Source organism: Alteromonas aestuariivivens, from assembly GCF_003367475.1.
GTDB classification, from domain to species: Bacteria; Pseudomonadota; Gammaproteobacteria; order Enterobacterales; family Alteromonadaceae; genus Alteromonas; species Alteromonas aestuariivivens.
Genome location: NZ_QRHA01000011.1, coordinates 1 through 19,523, shown reverse-complemented (window position 1 = coordinate 19,523; position 19,523 = coordinate 1). Strand labels below are relative to the sequence as shown.

The 19,523-nt window shown below is 51.3% G+C and carries 21 protein-coding genes and 1 tRNA gene; 10 read left to right on the top strand and 12 right to left on the bottom strand.

The features are described from left to right. Nucleotides 1-5 precede the first annotated feature (5 nt). From leuC to DXV75_RS14100, 3 genes are all read left to right on the top strand, one after another. The gene (gene leuC, locus DXV75_RS14110; protein ID WP_115594075.1) at nucleotides 6-1,406 is read left to right on the top strand and encodes a 3-isopropylmalate dehydratase large subunit; all 1,401 of its coding nucleotides are present in this window, start codon (nucleotides 6-8) and stop codon (nucleotides 1,404-1,406) included. A gap of 3 nt (nucleotides 1,407-1,409) precedes the next feature. Next, nucleotides 1,410-2,021 carry a 3-isopropylmalate dehydratase small subunit gene (gene leuD / locus DXV75_RS14105; protein WP_115594074.1) on the top strand — a complete coding sequence of 204 codons (612 nt, stop codon included), beginning with the start codon at nucleotides 1,410-1,412 and terminating at the stop codon, nucleotides 2,019-2,021. A 215-nt stretch (nucleotides 2,022-2,236) separates the two neighbouring features. Beyond that, complete coding sequence (locus tag DXV75_RS14100) at nucleotides 2,237-3,433, top strand: HD-GYP domain-containing protein (RefSeq protein WP_115594073.1); 1,197 nt, start codon at nucleotides 2,237-2,239, stop codon at nucleotides 3,431-3,433. Nucleotides 3,434-3,448: 15 nt separating this feature from the next. Here the strand turns inward: DXV75_RS14100 and DXV75_RS14095 are convergent, their stop codons facing one another. Both DXV75_RS14095 and DXV75_RS14090 read right to left on the bottom strand, forming a co-directional pair. Next, entirely contained in the window at nucleotides 3,449-4,519 is a 1,071-nt protein-coding gene (locus DXV75_RS14095; protein ID WP_115594072.1) for a general secretion pathway protein GspB, read from the bottom strand. Continuing rightward, entirely contained in the window at nucleotides 4,512-5,423 is a 912-nt protein-coding gene (locus DXV75_RS14090) for an ExeA family protein (RefSeq protein WP_115594071.1), read from the bottom strand. The genes DXV75_RS14095 and DXV75_RS14090 overlap by 8 nt, the downstream gene beginning before the upstream one ends. Nucleotides 5,424-5,562: 139 nt before the next feature. Here DXV75_RS14090 and DXV75_RS14085 point away from each other — a divergent pair, with 139 nt between their 5' ends. From DXV75_RS14085 to hemW, 4 genes are read left to right on the top strand one after another with little or no spacing between them, the layout of a single operon-like run. Then, nucleotides 5,563-6,681, top strand: coding sequence for a tRNA nucleotidyltransferase/poly(A) polymerase-related protein (locus DXV75_RS14085; RefSeq protein ID WP_115594070.1), 1,119 nt, complete (start codon nucleotides 5,563-5,565; stop codon nucleotides 6,679-6,681). Between the two features lie 59 nt (nucleotides 6,682-6,740). Beyond that, nucleotides 6,741-7,952 (top strand): ATP-dependent RNA helicase SrmB, encoded by a 1,212-nt coding sequence (gene srmB, locus DXV75_RS14080; protein ID WP_115594156.1) that lies wholly within the window; start codon nucleotides 6,741-6,743, stop codon nucleotides 7,950-7,952. Between the two features lie 6 nt (nucleotides 7,953-7,958). Further along, nucleotides 7,959-8,561, top strand: coding sequence for an RdgB/HAM1 family non-canonical purine NTP pyrophosphatase (gene rdgB / locus DXV75_RS14075; protein ID WP_115594069.1), 603 nt, complete (start codon nucleotides 7,959-7,961; stop codon nucleotides 8,559-8,561). After that, nucleotides 8,554-9,693 (top strand): radical SAM family heme chaperone HemW, encoded by a 1,140-nt coding sequence (hemW, locus tag DXV75_RS14070; protein WP_115594068.1) that lies wholly within the window; start codon nucleotides 8,554-8,556, stop codon nucleotides 9,691-9,693. Before rdgB ends, hemW begins: the two co-directional genes overlap by 8 nt. A 35-nt stretch (nucleotides 9,694-9,728) precedes the next feature. Here hemW and DXV75_RS14065 read toward each other — a convergent pair whose 3' ends face one another. The 7 genes from DXV75_RS14065 to DXV75_RS14035 form a co-directional block, all read right to left on the bottom strand. Next, on the bottom strand, nucleotides 9,729-10,517 hold the full coding sequence (locus DXV75_RS14065) for a YggN family protein (RefSeq protein WP_245953240.1): 789 nt from the start codon (nucleotides 10,515-10,517) through the stop codon (nucleotides 9,729-9,731). Nucleotides 10,518-10,616: 99 nt separating this feature from the next. Further along, nucleotides 10,617-11,126 (bottom strand): Lcl C-terminal domain-containing protein, encoded by a 510-nt coding sequence (locus DXV75_RS14060; protein ID WP_115594066.1) that lies wholly within the window; start codon nucleotides 11,124-11,126, stop codon nucleotides 10,617-10,619. 6 nt (nucleotides 11,127-11,132) lie between these two features. Beyond that, complete coding sequence (locus DXV75_RS14055) at nucleotides 11,133-12,836, bottom strand: Lcl C-terminal domain-containing protein (RefSeq protein ID WP_115594065.1); 1,704 nt, start codon at nucleotides 12,834-12,836, stop codon at nucleotides 11,133-11,135. 63 nt (nucleotides 12,837-12,899) lie between these two features. Next, nucleotides 12,900-13,391 carry a PAS domain-containing protein gene (locus tag DXV75_RS14050; RefSeq protein ID WP_115594064.1) on the bottom strand — a complete coding sequence of 164 codons (492 nt, stop codon included), beginning with the start codon at nucleotides 13,389-13,391 and terminating at the stop codon, nucleotides 12,900-12,902. 2 nt (nucleotides 13,392-13,393) lie between these two features. After that, nucleotides 13,394-14,389 carry a response regulator gene (locus DXV75_RS14045; protein ID WP_115594063.1) on the bottom strand — a complete coding sequence of 332 codons (996 nt, stop codon included), beginning with the start codon at nucleotides 14,387-14,389 and terminating at the stop codon, nucleotides 13,394-13,396. A 218-nt stretch (nucleotides 14,390-14,607) separates the two neighbouring features. Further along, complete coding sequence (locus DXV75_RS14040) at nucleotides 14,608-15,516, bottom strand: LytR/AlgR family response regulator transcription factor (RefSeq protein WP_181898436.1); 909 nt, start codon at nucleotides 15,514-15,516, stop codon at nucleotides 14,608-14,610. Nucleotides 15,517-15,530: 14 nt separating this feature from the next. Beyond that, entirely contained in the window at nucleotides 15,531-15,866 is a 336-nt protein-coding gene (locus tag DXV75_RS14035; RefSeq protein ID WP_115594061.1) for a DUF3718 domain-containing protein, read from the bottom strand. A 240-nt stretch (nucleotides 15,867-16,106) separates the two neighbouring features. On the opposite strand from DXV75_RS14035, the gene DXV75_RS14030 reads away from it, so the two are divergent. Further along, nucleotides 16,107-16,766, top strand: coding sequence for a hypothetical protein (locus DXV75_RS14030; protein WP_115594060.1), 660 nt, complete (start codon nucleotides 16,107-16,109; stop codon nucleotides 16,764-16,766). Between the two features lie 22 nt (nucleotides 16,767-16,788). Here the strand turns inward: DXV75_RS14030 and DXV75_RS14025 are convergent, their stop codons facing one another. Beyond that, the gene (locus DXV75_RS14025) at nucleotides 16,789-17,118 is read right to left on the bottom strand and encodes a hypothetical protein (protein ID WP_115594059.1); all 330 of its coding nucleotides are present in this window, start codon (nucleotides 17,116-17,118) and stop codon (nucleotides 16,789-16,791) included. 117 nt (nucleotides 17,119-17,235) lie between these two features. Then, nucleotides 17,236-18,060: an MbnP family protein gene (locus DXV75_RS14020; RefSeq protein ID WP_115594058.1), complete on the bottom strand. Its 825-nt coding sequence runs from the start codon at nucleotides 18,058-18,060 to the stop codon at nucleotides 17,236-17,238. A 278-nt stretch (nucleotides 18,061-18,338) separates the two neighbouring features. Here DXV75_RS14020 and DXV75_RS14015 point away from each other — a divergent pair. Beyond that, nucleotides 18,339-18,415, top strand: a tRNA-Ile gene (locus DXV75_RS14015). Nucleotides 18,416-18,498: 83 nt separating this feature from the next. Here DXV75_RS14015 and DXV75_RS14010 read toward each other — a convergent pair. After that, nucleotides 18,499-19,173: a hypothetical protein gene (locus tag DXV75_RS14010; RefSeq protein ID WP_115594057.1), complete on the bottom strand. Its 675-nt coding sequence runs from the start codon at nucleotides 19,171-19,173 to the stop codon at nucleotides 18,499-18,501. A 94-nt stretch (nucleotides 19,174-19,267) separates the two neighbouring features. Here DXV75_RS14010 and DXV75_RS14005 point away from each other — a divergent pair. After that, nucleotides 19,268-19,523: transposase (locus DXV75_RS14005; RefSeq protein WP_147291837.1), on the top strand; the 256-nt coding region annotated here is incomplete at its 3' end.

Sequence of the window (19,523 nt, the reverse complement as noted above, 5' to 3'; positions counted from 1 at the left end):
ACATCATGGCCAAGACCTTATACGATAAAGTGTGGCAGGCCCACATCGTCGATCAGATTGGTGAAGACAGCCTGATCTACATTGACCGCCACCTGATCCACGAAGTGACCTCTCCCCAGGCGTTCGCTGGCCTGAATGAAAAAGGCCGTAAAGTACGCCGCCCGGACCGCACCATTGCGACCATGGATCACAGCATTTCTACCCGTTCACTGGCGCTGGACGCCTGCGGCCCGCAAAACCAGCTGCAACTGCAAACGCTGGCCAAAAACTGTGACGAACACAACATTCAGCTGTTTCCCGTAGGCCACCAGAAACAGGGCATTGTCCACGTTATGGGCCCGGAGCAGGGCCTGATTCTGCCCGGCATGACGGTTGTTTGCGGCGACTCCCATACTGCAACCCACGGTGCCTTTGGCGCGCTGGCGTTCGGTATCGGCACCTCGCAGGTAGAGCATGTTCTGGCCACCCAAACCCTCAAGCAAAGCCGCGCCAAAACCATGCAAATTCGGGTTGACGGCAAGCTGGCCACCGGCATTACCGCCAAAGATATTATTCTGGCCATTATTGGTAGAATCGGCCACGCCGGTGCTACCGGCCATGTGATTGAATACTGTGGTGAGGCCATCGAAAGCCTGACCATGGAAGAACGCATGACCATCTGCAACATGAGTATCGAAGCCGGTGCCAAAGCGGGTATGATTGCCCCTGATGAAACCACCTTCCGCTATCTGGAAGGACGCGAATATGCGCCCAAAGGGCAAGACTGGGAAGCCGCAATTGCGTACTGGAAAACCCTCAAAACCGACGAGGGTGCACAGTTCGACGCAGTTGTGGAATTGAATGGTAATGACATCGCTCCGCAGGTTACCTGGGGTACCAATCCGGGTCAGGTAATGGCCGTAGACGCGCCCGTCCCGGCTCCTGAGGACTTCAGCGATCCCATAGAACGCGAAAGCGCCAAAAAAGCGCTTGCCTACATGGGCCTGAACGCCGGTGACAAACTCAGCGATGTGGCCGTCAGCCATGTCTTTATCGGTTCCTGCACCAATGGCCGGATTGAAGATCTGCGCGCCGCCGCACACATTGCCAGCAAGGGTAAAGTGGCCGATTCGGTAACCGCCATCGTGGTACCCGGCTCCGGCCAGGTAAAGCGTCAGGCAGAAGAAGAAGGCCTGGACAAAATTTTTGAAGCGGCTGGCTTCGAATGGCGCCTGCCGGGCTGCTCCATGTGTCTGGGAATGAACGACGACATTCTCACCGCGGGTGATCGTTGTGCCTCCACCAGCAACCGTAACTTTGAAGGCCGTCAGGGTCGCGGTGCACGCACCCACCTTGTTAGCCCTGCCATGGCTGCAGCCGCTGCGCTTCGCGGGCATTTTGCCGACGTAAGAGACTTCCAGGAGTAGAACATGAGCACAGAACACCAAGGTTTTTCCGTTCACAAAGGCCGTGCCTGCCCGCTGGATCAGGCCAATGTGGATACCGACCAAATCATACCCAAGCAGTTTTTGACCGGGGTAACCCGTGCAGGCTACGGCAAACACCTGTTTCACGACTGGCGTTATCTGGATTTGCATGAGCAGGAGCCCAACCCGGAATTTGAGCTGAACAAACCTGAATATCAGGGCGCCTCAATTCTGTTGGCACGGGAAAACTTCGGCTGCGGTTCCAGCCGTGAGCACGCCCCTTGGGCACTGGCAGATTTTGGTTTTGCCGTGATCATCGCCACCAGCTTCGCCGACATTTTTTACGGCAACTGCATCAACAACCAACTGTTGCCGGTAGCCCTGAATTCCGCTCAAATGGACCAGTTGTTTGCCGCCGTTGCAGCAGATCCCGGTGTCGAAATCACCGTTGACCTGCCTGCTCAACAGGTGGTCGCAGGTAGCCTGACATTCGGCTTCGAACTGGCCGAACACCACAAAAACAACCTGCTTAAAGGGCTGGATGCCATTGGCCAGACACTGGAACTGGCACCACAAATCGAAGCCTACGAACAACAGCAACCAGCCTGGTTGTAGTTGTCAACAAACACATAAGCTCACAAAGGGCGCCGTATGGCGCTCTTTGCATTTTGGTTGCCAATAGAGTCAATATCCCCGCACTTTTCTACTTTTGAATAACCGCTTATAAAATCAAACTTATCCACTTTGTACATCTCTGTGATATTATCCGGCCTATCTGGTCCGACCCTATCCACAGCATCACTCTTTGCAGTTTTAAGAGGTAAGTTTCAATGCTCAAGAACATTTCCATTGATGAACTGAAACCGGGAATGTATGTCAATCAGGTCATACGCCAGTCCGGACGACTTAAAATGCGCTCCAAGGGTGTGGTAAAAACCCAGTCAGTGGTAGAAATGCTCAAAGCCAAAGGGATTCTGGAACTGGAAATTGACCTTTCCCGCAGTCAGATGGCCACTCCCGAAACAACACTGGCAGCCGATAAAAAGCCCCTCCAGAAAGCTGCGCATAAGGCCAGGCTGTCACCATCGCAAGCGCTTAATGCCGCTAACGAGCTGCACCAGCAAGCGGTCAGCATTCAGCGCGGACTGTTGCGCGCATTAAAAAATGGCGCCGCTTGCGACATGGAATCCGCTACAAAACTGTCAGGCCAAATCATCAGCAGTGTACTGGAGAACCCCAGTGCCCTCTCATGTCTTGCACACATCAAGGACAAAGACCAGTATTTACTTGAGCACTCTATTAACTGCTGCATTCTGATGGCTATATTTGCCAGCCATCTTGGCTATGATCAAGCAACAACAGAGCAGGTCTGTCTCGGTGTCTTGCTCATGGATTTGGGCATGTCGGAAGTACCTGATGCCCTGCGTTGTCAGGGTACAAAACTGTCGGCAGAGCAATGGCAACAGATCCAGGCACACGTCACCAAGGGAACAGAAATGGTTGAGACGGCCGGTTGCGTACCGGAACTGGTTCTGACTGTCATCCAGCAACACCATGAACGACAAGACGGCACGGGTTATCCGGCGGGCTTAAGTGGCGATGAGATCTCAGAATTCGCCCGCATGGCCGCCATCGTCGACTCCTACGACGCCATGATCTCCCAGCGCAGCCATCAGAATTCTGTCACGCCCGCTCTGGCACTCAAACGCCTGACCAAGGAAAAAGGCCTGGATCAGACGCTGGTCAAACAGTTCATTCAATGTCTGGGCGTGCATCCGGTTGGCTCATTAGTGAAGCTGAAAAGCGGTAAGCTGGGCATTGTTACCCAGCTTGGTAAGAGCGACCTGCTAAAGCCGGTGATAATGACCTTTTATAACGTAAACGCTGGGCATTACAGCGAAATCAAACAGCTTGATCTGAGCCGTGCTGACGACGACATTGTCAGTGTGGTTCGACCGGACGAATTCGGGATTAACCTGCCCAAATTTTTCCGCGACGTGTTCCTGCATCAGATACCGGACAAATAATTAACGGGTGGCGCTTCACCAGTCGGTCAACGCCGCCATACTGAATATTTCTCCGTGGAACGAAAGAATCACCCGCTGCGCTTCAATATTCACAATCTGGACTTCCTTGGTGATCCAATCCCCTTCTCCCAGTTGGTTTCCATTAACCCGCACCCAGCGATCTGCAGAGCGTGATGCGTACATATGGGCACTGAAGCTCATGGATGGCAGCCGTGTCAGTGTGTTCACCGGCAGTTGATCAACCCTTGGAACATCTTCGTAAACATTGACTCGCGTATTCCTAATGGGGTCAGGATCCTGCTCCGCCTTTTCCAGTTCCGCCACCGCTTCGTTGAACCGGGCCATCAGCTCAGGTGAAACTTTAACTGCTCCTTCTTCGGGTTGCCGATTGATGATTTGCCCTTCGGAAACTGAACTCTCCCGTTGCACTTGCTGAGGTTCAGCATAAACGGGCTGCGAACTGACTGGCTCCCGCGCCATGCGGGCAAGCTGCTCTTCGGCTTTTACTTGAGCAACCTCATCCTGCTGACTTGCCAAATCGTCTTGGGGGATGGCTGGTTTGTGTCTGGCGGTCACAGTCTCGGCTACGGGTGTGTGCTGCTTAGGAGCGGTGGCCGCTGCCAACGGGGCTGGCCTGTGCGGTTCGAAAACACTGACCAATCCTGGCCACCAGTTCTGAGGTGTGGCGGCTGTATAACCTATTCCAACCCCACCAGCGATCAGAATTGCCACTACCAGATATTGCCTGGCATACACTTTCCACACGGACGGCAGCCCCTGTACCGTGGGTAAAAACAGACTGCGGTTGAACTGATCAGAGAGACTGCGATCAAAACTTGCCGAAGTATCATGATGCCCCCGCAGCAACGCCTGCGTCTGGGTTTTGGGCCGCACATTCACCGCAATTTCTACCGTTTGTTCCGGGTCAATCTCGACTTCCTGCACGCCCATTTCCGCCAGCCCCTGAACCATGGCGCTACTCGATACCAGCCCGGATTTGCGAATTTTAACCGGGCCATTCTGGCGGGTGATATGTTCAATGACCATTCCTGGTCTTAACTCACTGATGGCGATCCGCTCAGACATACCATTTCCCCAGTCCAAACCCAATCGCTATCGAGACCACAAAAAGCGCAGCCAAAATCAGTGAATACTCGCCCTGGATGCGTTGGGATACGACATCTTCCCCAAGGATCTGCTCTGCAGCTGCAATAAAGATGGGCTTTTTTACTTCAGCATGCTGTTTGGTGAAACTCAGTGTTAATGCTCTGTCACACAACAAATTGATCACTCTGGGGATCCCCCCCGTTATCTGATGAATTGCCCGTAATGTAGCCTTACTGAAAATACTCACATCCCCACCGGCAACACCCAAACGGTGCGCAACGTAAGCACTCACTTCCGGTGCGGTTAGCGGCAGTAAGTGATAACGGGCGGTGATACGCTGGGCAAGCTGCCGCAATTCATTGCGCTTGAGCAACTGCTGCAATTCAGGCTGACCAATCAAAACGACCTTCAACAGTTTTTCGCGGTTGGTTTCCAGGTTGGTCAATAACCTCAGTTGCTCGAGCACTTCCGGCAACAAATGCTGCGCTTCATCAATCATAAGCACGGTGTTAATACCGGCGTCATGATTTTCCGCCAGCTTGGCCAGTATGCAATCGGTAAAGTATTTAAGGCTGGCTTTGCCGCCATCATAGCCAATACCCAGCTCATCGCAGACCGTCGCCAGCAATTCAATTGCCGACAAGGTAGGGTTAAGGATCACGGCAACCTGGGTATTGTCCGGCAACTGCTGCAACAGCTTTCTTGATACCGTGGTTTTGCCTGTTCCGACTTCACCAGTAAGCATGACAAAGCCTCCGCTTTCCCTTAGCCCAAATGTCAGGTGCGCCAGGGCTTCCTTGTGACGCGGGCTCATATAGAGGTAGTCCGGGTTAGGAGCGATCGAAAACGGGTTATCACTGAGGCCAAAATAGTTCAGATACATTCAGAGCTTAAGATAATTGTCAGACGCGAGTTAAACTAACGGCAGTATCAGAGGATGTCAAAATCTTCCGCTGAATTCGCCACAGTCACCTGATTCTCAGGCATAATACTGCGGGGTTGATCCAATTTACAGGGGTGACATGCAGGTATATTTGGTTGGTGGTGCAGTACGGGATGAACTACTGGGCCGCCCGGTATCTGACAGAGACTGGGTGGTAGTGGGCGCCACCCCCCAGAAAATGTTGGCGCAGGGGTTTACCCAGGTCGGTAAAGATTTCCCGGTATTTCTGCATCCGAAAACCCGGGAAGAATATGCGCTTGCCCGTACTGAGCGAAAAGCAGGCAAAGGTTATACCGGGTTTGTTTGCGACGCCAGCCCGGAGGTCACACTGGAACAGGACCTTCTCAGGCGCGACCTTACCATCAATGCCATCGCCAAAAGTGCATCAGGATCCATCATAGACCCCTATCACGGCCAGGATGACATCAGGCACAAGTGGCTTCGCCACGTCTCGGACGCATTTATTGAAGACCCATTGAGAGTGTTCCGGGTTGCCCGCTTCGCCGCTCGCTTCGCCCATCTGGGTTTTAATATCGCCCCGGAAACACTCAACCTCATGCAGTCGATGGCCTCGAGCGGTGAACTGAAAGACCTTTCCGCCGAGCGGGTCTGGCAGGAAACCCGCCGCAGCCTGATGGAGTCATCTCCACAGGTTTATTTCTCGGTTTTGGCCGAAGCCAACGCATGGCAGAACTGGTTTTCTGAGTTGCCGCAGCATGATGGGCTGCGATCCCAATACCTCAAACTCGCAGCAGAACAACAGATGTGTGAGGAACAGCGAATCGCCCTGCTGTGCTGTAACCTTTCGCCCGATAAGGCAATGGCCTGGTGCCGGCGTCTGAAAGTTCCAAATTCGGCTGCCGCAATGGCAAAACTGGCGTCCAGATTCAGCTCCGGCTGGCACACCCTGCCCTCATTCAACGCAAAAACAATGCTGACACTGTTCAACGACTGTGATGCATGGCGCAAGGAAGCTCGTTTCTTTTCACTGTTGGCAGTGTGGCAAATTGTAGCCGAGAGTCATAACGTTGACGGTCACACGCTAAAAGCCATCGTGGGCAATATACACAAAGCGCTGACCGCGGCTAAAAAAATCGATATTGCAGCTATACTTTCAACGGGTGTACAAGGGCCTGCCATCAAACAGGCCATTGAACACGCCAGACTTGAGGCTATTGAAAATATCCTCGGTAACTAGGGTGTGTTGCCACTTTGGGTGGTACAATGCGCCGCATTCTTGCCTTGACTGATTTACCTATGACATTTGAACAACTTGAGCTTGACGATAGCCTTTGTCAGGCAGTAGCCGACATGGGCTTTACCAAACCCACCAGCATTCAGTCTCTGGTGATCCCTGCTGCCATGGAAGGGCGGGATATTCTGGCGTCGGCACCTACCGGTACAGGCAAAACGGCAGCCTTCCTGCTGCCTGCCTGTCAGTACCTGCTCGACTTTCCCCGCCAGGAGCCCGGCGCTACCCGAATTCTTATCCTCACCCCTACCCGTGAACTCGCAATCCAGGTTTACGAACAGGCGTGCCAGATAACCCGCCATACCGAACTGGTGTGTGGTGTGATTACCGGTGGTATCAACTACGGAACAGACAAGGAAACTCTGGGACAAAACCTCGACATCCTGGTTGCCACCCCAGGGCGCTTGTTTGAGCACGTTGAGAAAGAATCGGCCGATTGCCGTGCTATTGAGTGCCTGATCCTCGACGAAGCAGACAGAATGCTCGATATGGGATTTGCCGGTATCGTAAATCAGATCGCGGCCGAAGCCCGTTGGCGCAAACATAATATGCTGTTTTCTGCGACTCTGGAAAGTGGCGGTGTAAAACGGTTTGCCAAAGAGATCCTCAATGATCCGGTTTTGCTTGAAGCCGACCCTTCACGCAAAGAAAAGGCAAAAATTCACCAGTGGTACCACCTGGCCGACAACCTGGAACACAAACGTGCTCTGCTTGTACACATTCTGAAAAACCAAGTTACCAATGCCATTGTGTTTGTGAAAACCCGTGAACGCCTCCAGGAACTAAAGGGTTTTCTCGACAGCCAGCAGATCCCCGCGTGCTGGTTACAGGGCGAAATGCCACAGGATAAACGCAATGCAGCGCTGGCCAGGTTCAAGTCGAACGAAGTGCCTATTTTGCTGGCTACGGATGTTGCAGCGCGTGGCATTGACGTGCCCAACGTTAGCCATGTAATCAACTACGACATGCCCCGAACCGCTGACATCTATGTGCACCGGGTTGGGCGTACTGGCCGAGCTGGTGCCAAGGGTACAGCCATTTCGCTGGTAGAAGCGCACGATTTTGAAATGGTGGGTAAAGCCAGCCGCTACAGTGGCGAAACTCTTAAAGCCAGGGTCATTGACGAACTCAGGCCCAAAAACAAGACCCCAAAAGTCCCTAAAAAGAAGAAAAGCAAAAAGTCGGCGGCAAAAAAATCACCAAAATCCAGAGGGTAATTGCACATGGCATTTCCAGACAAAATCGTGCTGGCGTCGGGTAACGCCGGCAAGGTTAAAGAATTCTCGCAGTTATTCAGAGACCTTAATGTAACCATCATTCCACAAGGGGAACTGGGCGTTGCAGAAGTTCCGGAAACTGGCACCACCTTTGTCGAGAATGCCATTATCAAAGCCCGCCACGCCGCCCGCGAGACCGGCCTGCCCGCCATTGCAGACGACTCAGGGCTGGTTGTTAACGCACTTGGTGGCGCTCCGGGCATCTATTCATCGCGCTTTGCCGGAGAACAGGCGTCCGACCAGGACAATGTGGCGTTATTACTTGAACGTATGGAAGGTGAACTGGACCGACGGGCGCACTTTCTGTGTATGCTGGTATTCATGCGCCAGGCGGATGATCCGGTGCCCCTGATCAGCCAGGGCCACTGGCACGGCACCATTACCCAGGAGGCCGCTGGCCTTGGTGGCTTTGGTTACGACCCGGTATTTTTTGTTCGTGCACACAACTGCACTGCAGCGGAAATGGACAAGCAGCAAAAAAATGCATTGAGTCACCGTGGACAGGCCATGGCGTTTCTGCTCGAACAGATGAGACAGACTTTTGCGTAATCCACCGCTTGGGCTTTACATCCACATTCCCTGGTGCGTGCAGAAATGCCCCTATTGTGACTTCAATTCCCATGGCATGAAATCCAGTATTCCGGAGCAGGAATACGTCAGTCATTTGCTCGCCGATCTGGCCGAGGATGCAAAACGAATTGGCGCCCGTCCCGTTCAAAGCATTTTTATTGGCGGCGGCACGCCGAGCCTGTTTTCCGAATCCGCAGTGGAAAAACTGCTCAGTGGTGTCCGCCAGCGCATTAATCTTGCTGCGAATGCAGAAATCACGCTGGAAGCCAACCCGGGTACGGTGGAAGCGGGCCGTTTTTCGGGCTATGCCGAAGCAGGTGTAAACCGAATTTCCATCGGCGTCCAAAGCTTTCAGCAGCAGCATCTTGAAGCACTGGGCCGAATTCACGATTCACAGCAGGCCCTGCAAGCCATTCAGCAGGCCCATCTGGCAGGCCTTAACAGCTTTAATACCGACCTGATGCACGGTTTACCCGACCAGAGTCTGGACAATGCACTGTCTGATCTGCACACCGCAATTCAGCAACGCCCACAGCATATTTCCTGGTATCAACTGACGATTGAACCAAACACGCCGTTTTATTCCAAACCGCCTAAATTGCCTGATGACGACATATTGTGGGACATTCAAAGTGAAGGGCACAGGCGGCTCAGTGAGGCTGGCTATCAACAATACGAAATTTCCGCCTACAGCCAGCCCGGAAGTCAGTGTCAGCACAATCTGAATTACTGGCGCTTTGGTGACTACCTCGGCATAGGTTGTGGCGCTCACGGAAAGATTACCGACACGCAACAGGGAACCATTACCCGTACCGTGAAGGTGAAGCACCCAAGAGGTTACATGGAACTAACCCGCCCATACCTGGACCATAGCACCCGGGTTGAAGAGGAAGACCTGCCGTTTGAATTTTTCATGAACAGGTTCAGGCTGGTTGAACCCTGCCCAACTGACGACTATCCTGCACTCACCGGTCAGGCGCTTCCCGATACCATTCACGCAGCGCTGGAAAAAGCGCAACAGCAGGGGTTGCTTGAGATAGACGCAAACTCATGGCAGGTAACGCCATTGGGCAGGCGTTACCTCAATAGCCTGCTGGAGGCGCTGGTTTAACCCGCCCTAAAGCACAGCCCTTCAGTCTGGCCTGATTAGCGATCCGACGTAATAACATTGTAAGGTTCAAACTGCGGAATTGAACGGCGTAGTTTCTCCTCGGTATTGTCCAGCTGCTTGAGCTTGTCACAAAACCACTGGGCCTTATTACGCAGGCTTGATGCCCGAGGCCCGACACCCCGTTCAATCTGTTCACCCACCGCCTCAAGTTGACGGGTGAGTTCCTCTACTTTCTCGGAACTGAGTTCGGTATTGTTGGTATTGATGCCACTGATGGCCGACAGGATCCCGCCGATTGACGTTGAAATGGCTTCTTCGAGCTGAGCTTCAATTTCGCTGTCAACAAATTCATCCACACTCTCCAACGAGCCGGGGCCGATAAAATAATGATTGCTGGCATGCCGGAATTTTTCTTTTACCCTCGCCTTGACTCTCTGCATAGCAGAACGCAGCTTCTCGTAAGACTCGTGATCACTGCCCACCAAGCCTAAATACACATGGTCGATGGTTTCGATAGCGAGATCGACGCCTTCCGTCGCCAAAATGATCATCTTAGGTACTACATAATGCAGGCCCGCGGCGTATTCATGCAGCCAGATTTTCTGTTGATCATCCAGATTCTGCCAGCGCCCCTGAATGAACAACCGGGACTGATCATTGATTTGAACCAGCGTCCGGCTTTTGTCCATCACCCGGATTTGATGCTCATTCACCACGAGACCATAGGCAAAATCGATGTCACAGGTGAACTCTGCCCGGGCACTGAAAGACCAGCAAATCAAACAAAAACAGGCGAGCCGGTTTGAAAAAAGAAGGTTTATCATTTTCATATGGTCAGTGTGTATACCAAGTGAAAAAATTGAAAGTCGGTATGAGCCCAACCAGCTAAAATTCAGGTTAAATTCTCACCCTGCCACATTCTGTTATTCTTCGGTATAGGTGCGGACCAGCCTGACATAAACGTAGCGGTCTTTTTGTTTTAGCGAATGACTGGCATTAAAAAACGCCACCACCCAGGCCCGCTCCGGGTCGGTTGCGGAAGGTGTCGAACTCCAGAAGTCGTCCTCGGGCGTCTGTGGAAACCACTCCGCATTGATGGAAGGGCGAACACATGCCCGTTCTGTAATGCTGGCCAGTTCCTTAATGTTTGGCAATCGCCAGCCTTTCAAATCATCGTGGCTGGCCTGCTGGGCCAACTCCAACGCCTCCTGCCAGGTGTATTTTTCTGCCTCACCCAAACAGGTCGCACCGTTCCAGATCTGGCCCAGCGCACAGCGTTGCCATACCAGCCCCGTTGCGACATGCCAGACTTCCCCCCCGCTCAAATCCGTCAGGCTGTCTGTTGCGGTAGTTTCGGGGCTGTCAGGTAAACACGTTTGAGCTGCCACTCCCAAAGAACACAAGAGTAAAACGGCATTTATCAAAAACTTCACAGTAGGTTACCTCCCCGCCCTGACTAAACGGATCCGGGCAGCGCTTGCCTTGTTAAGGAAACTGTCCACTCCGGAAACAAAATCCAGTGCCCAGGCATTCTGTGCCTGGTCGTTGAGCACGCCGTCAGCACCGGGCTGATTGGTCCAGTACCACAACTCGCCCTCACTGATACGGCCGGTATAGGGAAAATAGTCCGGGTCCAGCATCGCGCCGTCCACAAGCCCAAAATGCATTATGCTCATCAACTCAAAGTGGGTCGGTAATCGCCAGTCGTAGAAGCCACACAACCCCTGGCTGTTGATGGTATCGACAAACGCTTCAGTATTGCATTCACTCAATGTACATACGGCATCGTCGCCGTGCAGTTCGCCCTCAGCCCCCCCATTGTCGGCACTGGCGTACCAGGAATACAGGTTGTCGGTATCCTGTAGCCCGCCGTCGTCGGTTTTGACCTCCCACACCAACCCGGTTACGTTGTCACGCACACAACTCCAGTCTGAGCCGCTGTCATCCTGTTGTTCACCAAATTCATCCAGGCGGGTGAAATCAAAACCCGCGAGGCCACGGCCCGCCTTTTCAATCAAGCCATTACTTGCAATCACATCCTGCCCACGCTGGGCATCCTGACCTGGAAAGGCGTTCTGGTGGGTTTGGGTTATGTCATTGTCAGTTGCCTGTATGCTTATCCCGGTGTCATTCATCACTGGCGTCGGAAACGGCCTTACAGCCACAGTGATCAGCTTCTCTACCCGGTTGTTGTTGGCGTCGGTCACCTGCAAAGTCACAGTAATTTCTGTGAGCTCATCCACTTCCGGTGCCACCGCAAATGTGGACAATGAAGTGGGAGACTGAATCGTAAAATCCAGCTGGCCGTCCGGGATCCACTGCACCTCAAGAGGATGGGCTCCCGGCACCGTGGTTGAGGCTTCGCCGTTAAAAATGATTGGCTCACCACTGAACACGCCCTGATTCAAACCCACATCCACCACAGGCAGCGTTTCCGATGCCGACTGAACGTGAAGGGCCACAGAGCGTCTATCTGTAGCGCCTTCTTCATCCGTAATCGTAAGTTCAAACACCAGCGTCTGGGACTGATTCGCAATCGGGGTAACAAAGCTGAGTGTTGGCTGGTTGGTCACTGCATCGGCCACCACGTCAGTGCCTGACGTCTGCTCCCAGTGCCACGAAGAAATCGGGTTTTGCTGATTACTGGTGTCGGCATCGCTGCTGGCACTGCCATCCAATGTCACCGCCACGCCTGCAGGAAAATAATTGGTCGGCAAGCTGCTCCACTGTGGAACCTGAATGTCGGCAACCGGCAGGGCGTTGTCCGGCACCACAATCACAATCAACGTATCCGAAGCCGTGTTCCCCTGATCGTCAGTAACCCTGACCGTAAAGGTATAGTCAGTTTCTACGCTCACAATAGGAGCGGTAAAGATAGCATCTGCCGCGCCAGTATCAGGGTGGACAATGGATAAGGCCGGTGAGACTGTCCAGCGATAAGTCAATGTTTCACTGTTTCCACTGACTGTTGCACTCAGGGTAGCTACACTCTGCTCAGTCACTTCCCTGTCTGCTCCGGCGTTAATATAAAGCACCGTGGAGGAAGAACTTTCTGCTCCTCCCCCGCAGGCTGAAACCAAACCGGCACAACCAATGGCTATCAAGGCCGTATAAAACCACCGTATTGACGATGAAAACTGCATTTGTTCACCTACAAACTGCTTTTCTGCGGGTCCGGGGAGATTCCACCGTGCCCCAAATTTGTTTCAGACGCGGCTGACGCGTTCCTGTTCTTCCGTTTGCCACACCTGCAACGCTTCCAGCTGCTTTTTCCCCGTTGCCACATCGGTCATGTCATAAATCATCATACTGATAAAGTCGACATTTCCGGTTGAGGACACCAGTGGGGCCAGGGTGATGTTTTGATACATAAAAGGTTCACTGCCGGTAATCGGCCGATAATTATGAAACTTAAACAGGTAGGGGCGCTGCTCCCAGGTCATAAATGCCCGGGTCTTGAGCTCGAATACCGGCTTGGCTTTCTGGCTGAACCATGCAGCGTTGATATCCGGAAACAACTCAAATAGCGTCTTGCCGCGAACCATACTGGGTAACCTGCCACTGTGACTCTCCATGAAGCCGTTCCAGATCCGAATTCGGTAATCCCTATCCAGCACCACAATACCAACATCGACAGATTGCAGCATGTCCATCATCCAGTGAAAAGTCTGTAGCTCCCCTGCATCATCCTGGCTCATTGTCACTCCTCCAGCAAATGCGCCAATTTAGCGTTCATTGTCGCCATAGAATCTTCGGTAAACAGCATAATCAGGTCGCAATGTACGTCGTACCCTTCCAGCCCATAACTGATTTCAATAGCCAGCGTTTTACGCCAGCGCTTTGAAGTAACTGACGTAATTTCGGTAATGGCCTGATGCTGCCCCAGTACCACCGGATGCCCCTGGCTAAACTTCACGTCCATTTGCTGTGCCAGCCCCTCCAGGCAAGTTCCTATCAGGATGCTGGCCGCATCCATCAGCAATTCAAGCTGAACCTGATCGTCGACATCCTGCTGAACATTAAAAATTTTCGCCACGTCATCAAAACTGGAGTCGCTGAGAATACATAAGGCTTCTCCCCGGATCCCCGGCCCGACAAAGCCCTGACAGACAGCGGACACTCTCTCATGACTGTCAATATCGGTAAGCATCATATGCATTTCCGATACTTCAATTAAATTCACGTTCGGGATGGGGAGCTGAACAAACACATTCATGATGCGAGCCAGATGGTCGCCTGCCTGCCCCATGGCTATGTTGGCGATTTCCTGATAACAATCCCGAACTTTGGGGTCCAGTTCACTACAATCTGTTTCTTCGGAGGAACTTTGGGGCGAAAAGATACCGTGGCGTTTAAGAGCTTCCTGGAGTGCATCCGGCCGCACCGGCTTGTGAATGAAATCGATGGCTCCCAATGAGGTAACACGCTCAAGAGCAGCAGGCTGAATGTCGCCGGAAATAACGATGGTGCGGGTGGGAAAGCCAAATTCCCTGATGGCTTTTAATGTCTCATAGCCGTCCAGTACCGGCATATTCAAATCAAGTAAGAGCAAGTCTCCCTTGCCCTGCTGCAACAGGTCCAGGGCTTCTTCGCCGTGGCGGGCAAAATGAACGGAGACCGGCCAATCCTGTGGCAGACATTTGGCAACCTGTTTTCGGGCCACCAGCGAATCATCACACACCAGAACAGAATACATTTGTGAGACTTCAACTCCTCGCATTTCGGTCAGCACCTACTGCAGAACTGCGTTACGGACGCTTGCAGGCAATACTGCCATGTATTGCCGCTTCAAACCAGTGTATCGGCAGGCGCTAGCAAATCTTCAGTGCCTAAGTGGAAAGAGGAATTGAATGCGAAACGAAATTTATGAAGGGCCGCCAGTGCAAATCAGGCTGGTGAGCAGGCCCTTGCTGGCTATTTGTGCTCAGCGTAATTTTGCCAGTAAGCGGTATAGTAGCGGCGACTGATTTTAATTTGGCTGCCATCGTCCATAGCCAGATAATACGTATTGGGAGCCTGGCAGGAAAGGTTCTCCACATGCTGACGGTTTACCACAATTGAGCGACTCACACGCACAAAGTCCTCACTGTCGAGCCGCTTCACCAGTTCTGTTAACGTACTTCGGATTATGTGATTTTCACCGGCTGTATAAAGGCACATATAGTCACCCGCGGCTTCTATCCAGCGAATGTCCGCCGGATGGACACAATACCAGCCCTTGTCAGTACGTACGCCCAGCATCCCTGGACGCTCTGATGATTCACAGCGTTTGCGCAGCATTGAAACCAAATCTTCCTGGCTTACGCCAAGATGCCGGGTCAGCCCTGAGCAAAGCCGCGAGTACTGCGATCGGTTTCGCTGCTTTTCAATACCAGACATCACCCGAGTCAGGCAGTTAGCCAGGCTGGCTTCATCATAAGGCAACTGGAGAAAATCACAGGCTCGGAGTCCGAACGCATCCAGTGCATCGTGATTGCTTCCACCAATCACTACGCAGGGATGATCAATAACAACTGCAGGCGAAAGCCGGTTCAGTGTGGAACAATCGGCAAACAGCACCGCATCAGAGAAACTCACCAAAACCTCAGTAATTGATTGCAAGTCCTCGCACAGAAAAACCTGGGTTACATTTTCATGCTGTTCCAGTACCTCAGCCAGTGCCTGACGGTGAGGACTTCCATCTGACTTAATTACGGCTATCACCGATAAAACATCCCTTTCTACTGGTGGCACTGCATTCGCCACATTTACTGACTCTCTGGAAAAAAGGGCTGCCTCAAAACGAGGCAACCAAGCCTCCAGGGAAGTAGAGTTCGTTTTCATAGCCTGTGGCGTCATTACCGTTTGGCAGTAAGCGTTGTGGAATCTTTGTGCAATCTAGCAGCCAAAAAGTGTCCCGCCCTATCAGAGCCGTGGGTCACAGCAAAAGCCATCATGTCCTGACCATTGCAGACTAACCCCTTTTCCAAGGCTTCATATTTAAGACGGCTTTGCTTCACTGCCCTTTTTAAATCCAATACGTCGTTATCTTTGATGGCCTGGCAAATTTTAATCAGGTCGTTTTCCAGATGAGCTGGGTAAGACGTGGCATTTGCAGCTCCGGTCAGTAAAAAGGCACCCGCTATACTGGCAGCACAAAATCCAAAAGTACGGCGTAATAGGTTGTTGGTCATGGTTGTATCTCCTTAAAATGGTTTGGCTTGGCGGGTGAACATTGCAAAGCCAAGCTGCAGTGATAAGGTAGATAAAAAAAACCAAGCAAACATGCATTAAACGTCTAAATGCCGCTATTTGAGATGGTGCGACAAACCGACAAAATTGGTGGTTAAATGGTCTTTCAAAGACGCGATTAATCGCATGGTGCATACAATTTGTAACATCTCGCCGGAATGGCGGGATTTCAGGGATGAAAGATGCTGGAAGTCAGGGAATACACCAGTGTGTGCGACTACGTGCAACCGGGTGACATAATCGCGTTTGGAGGATACAGTCCGTTTTCACTGTGGGCCAAGCTTACTACTCTCGCCGTGGTAACTCACGTTGCTATCGTCATTGAACCGCAACCAGAAGATGAAACCGGCCACCGCTTCTGCAATCGAATCATGGAAGCAACAGATTACGGCGGTAAACGCGGAGTAATGACAAATCAACTGAGTGAAAGAGTCAGCCAGTACGACGGCGACATCTGGTGGTTACCGCTGAGCCCTGTCGCCAGAGCCCGGTTCGAGAACAACAAACGCGAATTCTATAAATTCATGCTGAGGCAGAAAAACAAAGGTTACGACATACTGCAGTTATTTGGTGCGGCTGTTGATTTTCTGGATACCACCCCGATGCTGGGGCAGCTGACCTTCAACAAACAGGACTTCAGCAGTTGGTTTTGTTCTGAATTAATTGCAGAAGGACTCAGAGCTGCGGGAGTCGTGCGGGACATCAATGCGTCAGAAGTCACTCCAATCGACATTTGCCGCTTTGCCATTTTCAATGACACATATGTTCAGATAAAGGGGCAGTGGAAACCTATTACAGGATTCAACAGCGAACAACCGTCAGGCTGGGGGCTAATCATTTGAGGCCCCCAAAGCTGAGGCTCAATCAGAAAATGCTGTCCTGGTGAATTTTAATGAACAGCGATGTATTCGCTTTGCTGTAATCAATCTTGTATTCCTTGCCGTTCAGTGTCTGAATGAACAATAAAGTTTTTTCATCACCAAACACTTCACCGGTTGTGATATCCACCATTTCCATGTCCAGCATTTTAGCATCGCGCTTGTTTTCCGGAATTTGTCCTTCGTAAGGCTTTATGCCTTTATAGGTGACTAGGATCGGCGGGTTATCATCACCATTGAGGATCAACAAATCCAACTTTCGGACTTTGTGTATTATGGTGTTGCGACCACTCACCAGAAAGGGTTTTTCTGTCATTATTCTCTCCACGCTGGCATACCGTAAATTCAGGCCCGCACAAGATAACAAAGAACGATGGCTTATGCACTTACTTAACGCACTAAGTGGCTGTAATTGGCGTATTTTGTAACCATATTAATTACTCAGGTACACCTTGTCTGGTGCATCCCATCTAATCCAGTCCCGTGAAAGCAGGTTATTCAAAACCTTGGTGCAATTTTGTGCGCTGTTGTGAGCAAGAACGCAATCAGGCTGCTCTTTCAGGTTCGCCCTGAACAAAAGCTGTGACAGTGAGCCCAGCAATTTTAAATCAATCACATTTTGCGCCATTGGCAAATCCACCGTGAGCCGATTGGGCCGTTTGCATACAACCTTTTGTTCCTCGCCTTCCGTGTACTCACACAAACTGCTGGCCAGCCCGAATTCCCAGTGGTGTGTCTCCGCATCTGCTATATTGCTTAAAGCGAGGCGCATAAAATTGTGGCCGAATAGATCAGAGATAAACATATCATCGGTCTGAAATGGTGCAGGCCATTCAGCCTGACGATTTATGTTGTCCGGCAAACCCAGGGTAAAGCGAAGAACCGTAGCGCGGGCCAGCAGATCTGCATTCGCATCCAGTTGCACCCGTGTGTTATTGCTTTGCAGTGCGCAAGCATGATGAAACTCCAGACGAGCCACATCCTCTGTTTGCCACGAAGAAGGTATAAATTTGAGAGGTAGCCATTTGCCCTCTATTTTTATTCTCGGTTCCGTCAGAAAAAAACTGAAAAAATCCAGCGTCCATAAGTCATTGGCAACCTTTACCTTGTATCGGCAATCTCCACTGGGGCTGGGTTGAAGATCGGTAAATACAATCGGTATTTCACCCGCAGCGGGTTTCTCTTCAAAAATCCGCTCACAACCGCCAGACATCAGCAATGCGGTAATCAAAAATCCCAGAATGATAAAGTTTCTCACCCTTTCCCCACTGTTTGTTAGCAGACATGAAGCCTGAAAATACGCCCATCATCTTTGTTTTAATGGTGTTGTGAATGACGAACGTGGTCAAGTATTTAGATAAGCATTAGAGGCTTAGGTTCAGGAAACGATGTAAATTGGCCACAAGCTGAACAAGATTTCACCATACTGTCTATAAGGCGGCTTTGATGGGGTGACAAGGGCAACAAAACTGCTTATACTTCGCCCCGCTCAGTAAAACCATTCGGTGAAGCTGGCAAATTCAAGTAAATTTCTACGGCCCTATAGCTCAGTTGGTTAGAGCATCCGACTCATAATCGGCAGGTCCCCTGTTCAAGTCAGGGTGGGGCCACCATTTCCTTCCCTGCAGCCCTTTAAAAATGAGGACTTTAGGATTTCCGGCGAACTTTTTTACACCTTTTTTTACACCCCAATACGTTAGCATTGCAGGCTCCAGCGTTCAATAAGACGATTTATTGCCTGTCCGTATTCAGGAAATTGCTCCCGAATATATAGATGTTTTCGGTTTTTGAGTTGCACCATTTCATCAATAGTCAGTCCTTCATAGGCTTTCTCTGTATCTGAAGGCGTCCGACCTACGGCCTTCTCTTTTTGCCCGTTTGTCGCGTTAATTTTTTTGAAAAGCCTATCATTCAAATCGCGGATACGATGCTGCGTAAATCGTTCCACTGCTTTCAATTCCATTTTGATGTCATCGACGCTCAACGCCGAATCTTTTTTGATATCCTCAAGAAGCGCGTTCTTCACACGCTTGAAACTTTCGTCGAAATTCGCTCGAGGAAGTCCCCTTCGGTTAGGTTGCGGACTCTCAAAAAGCACCTTTGGGAAACCCTTCCTGTCCTTGCTCACCAACGGATCAGCTTTGAGTTTTTTAATATAAACCTCCAGTACCTTACGGATTGGATCCGAAAAAACATATTCACCGGTCTTTCTGTTTTTATTTTTATGAGCCGCTAACCCCAATAGGTTGTCATCTGGGCACAAGAACTCTACTTCGTAATGCGTAACGGCAGCCTTGCGCATTCCGCTGTCTTCTTGCAGCAGCAAATTAAGCGCAAGCGCGTCTTCTTCCAACTCTACGGCTTTGGCCAAAGTATTGATGTAGGTTTCAAGTGTAGTGGCATAGTGAATTTGGTCACCTAATTAGAGCTGCTATGATAGCAGCATAACAAAATTAGGTGACAAGATGGCAAAGAAGAAAGGCTCGAATTTTAGTCCTGAATTCAGACTGGAGACAGCACAACTGGTTGTTGACCAGGGGTACACGAATAAAGAAGCGGCTGAAGCGATGGGAGTTGGCTATTCAACCCTGGGTAAATGGGTTAAGCAATTACGGGAAGAGCGAGCAGGTAAACCCCCTCAGGCCGCGCCGATGACGCCGGAACAGCGGGAAATCCGCGAGTTGAAAAAGCAAGTTGAACGCCTTGAATTAGAGAAGGAAA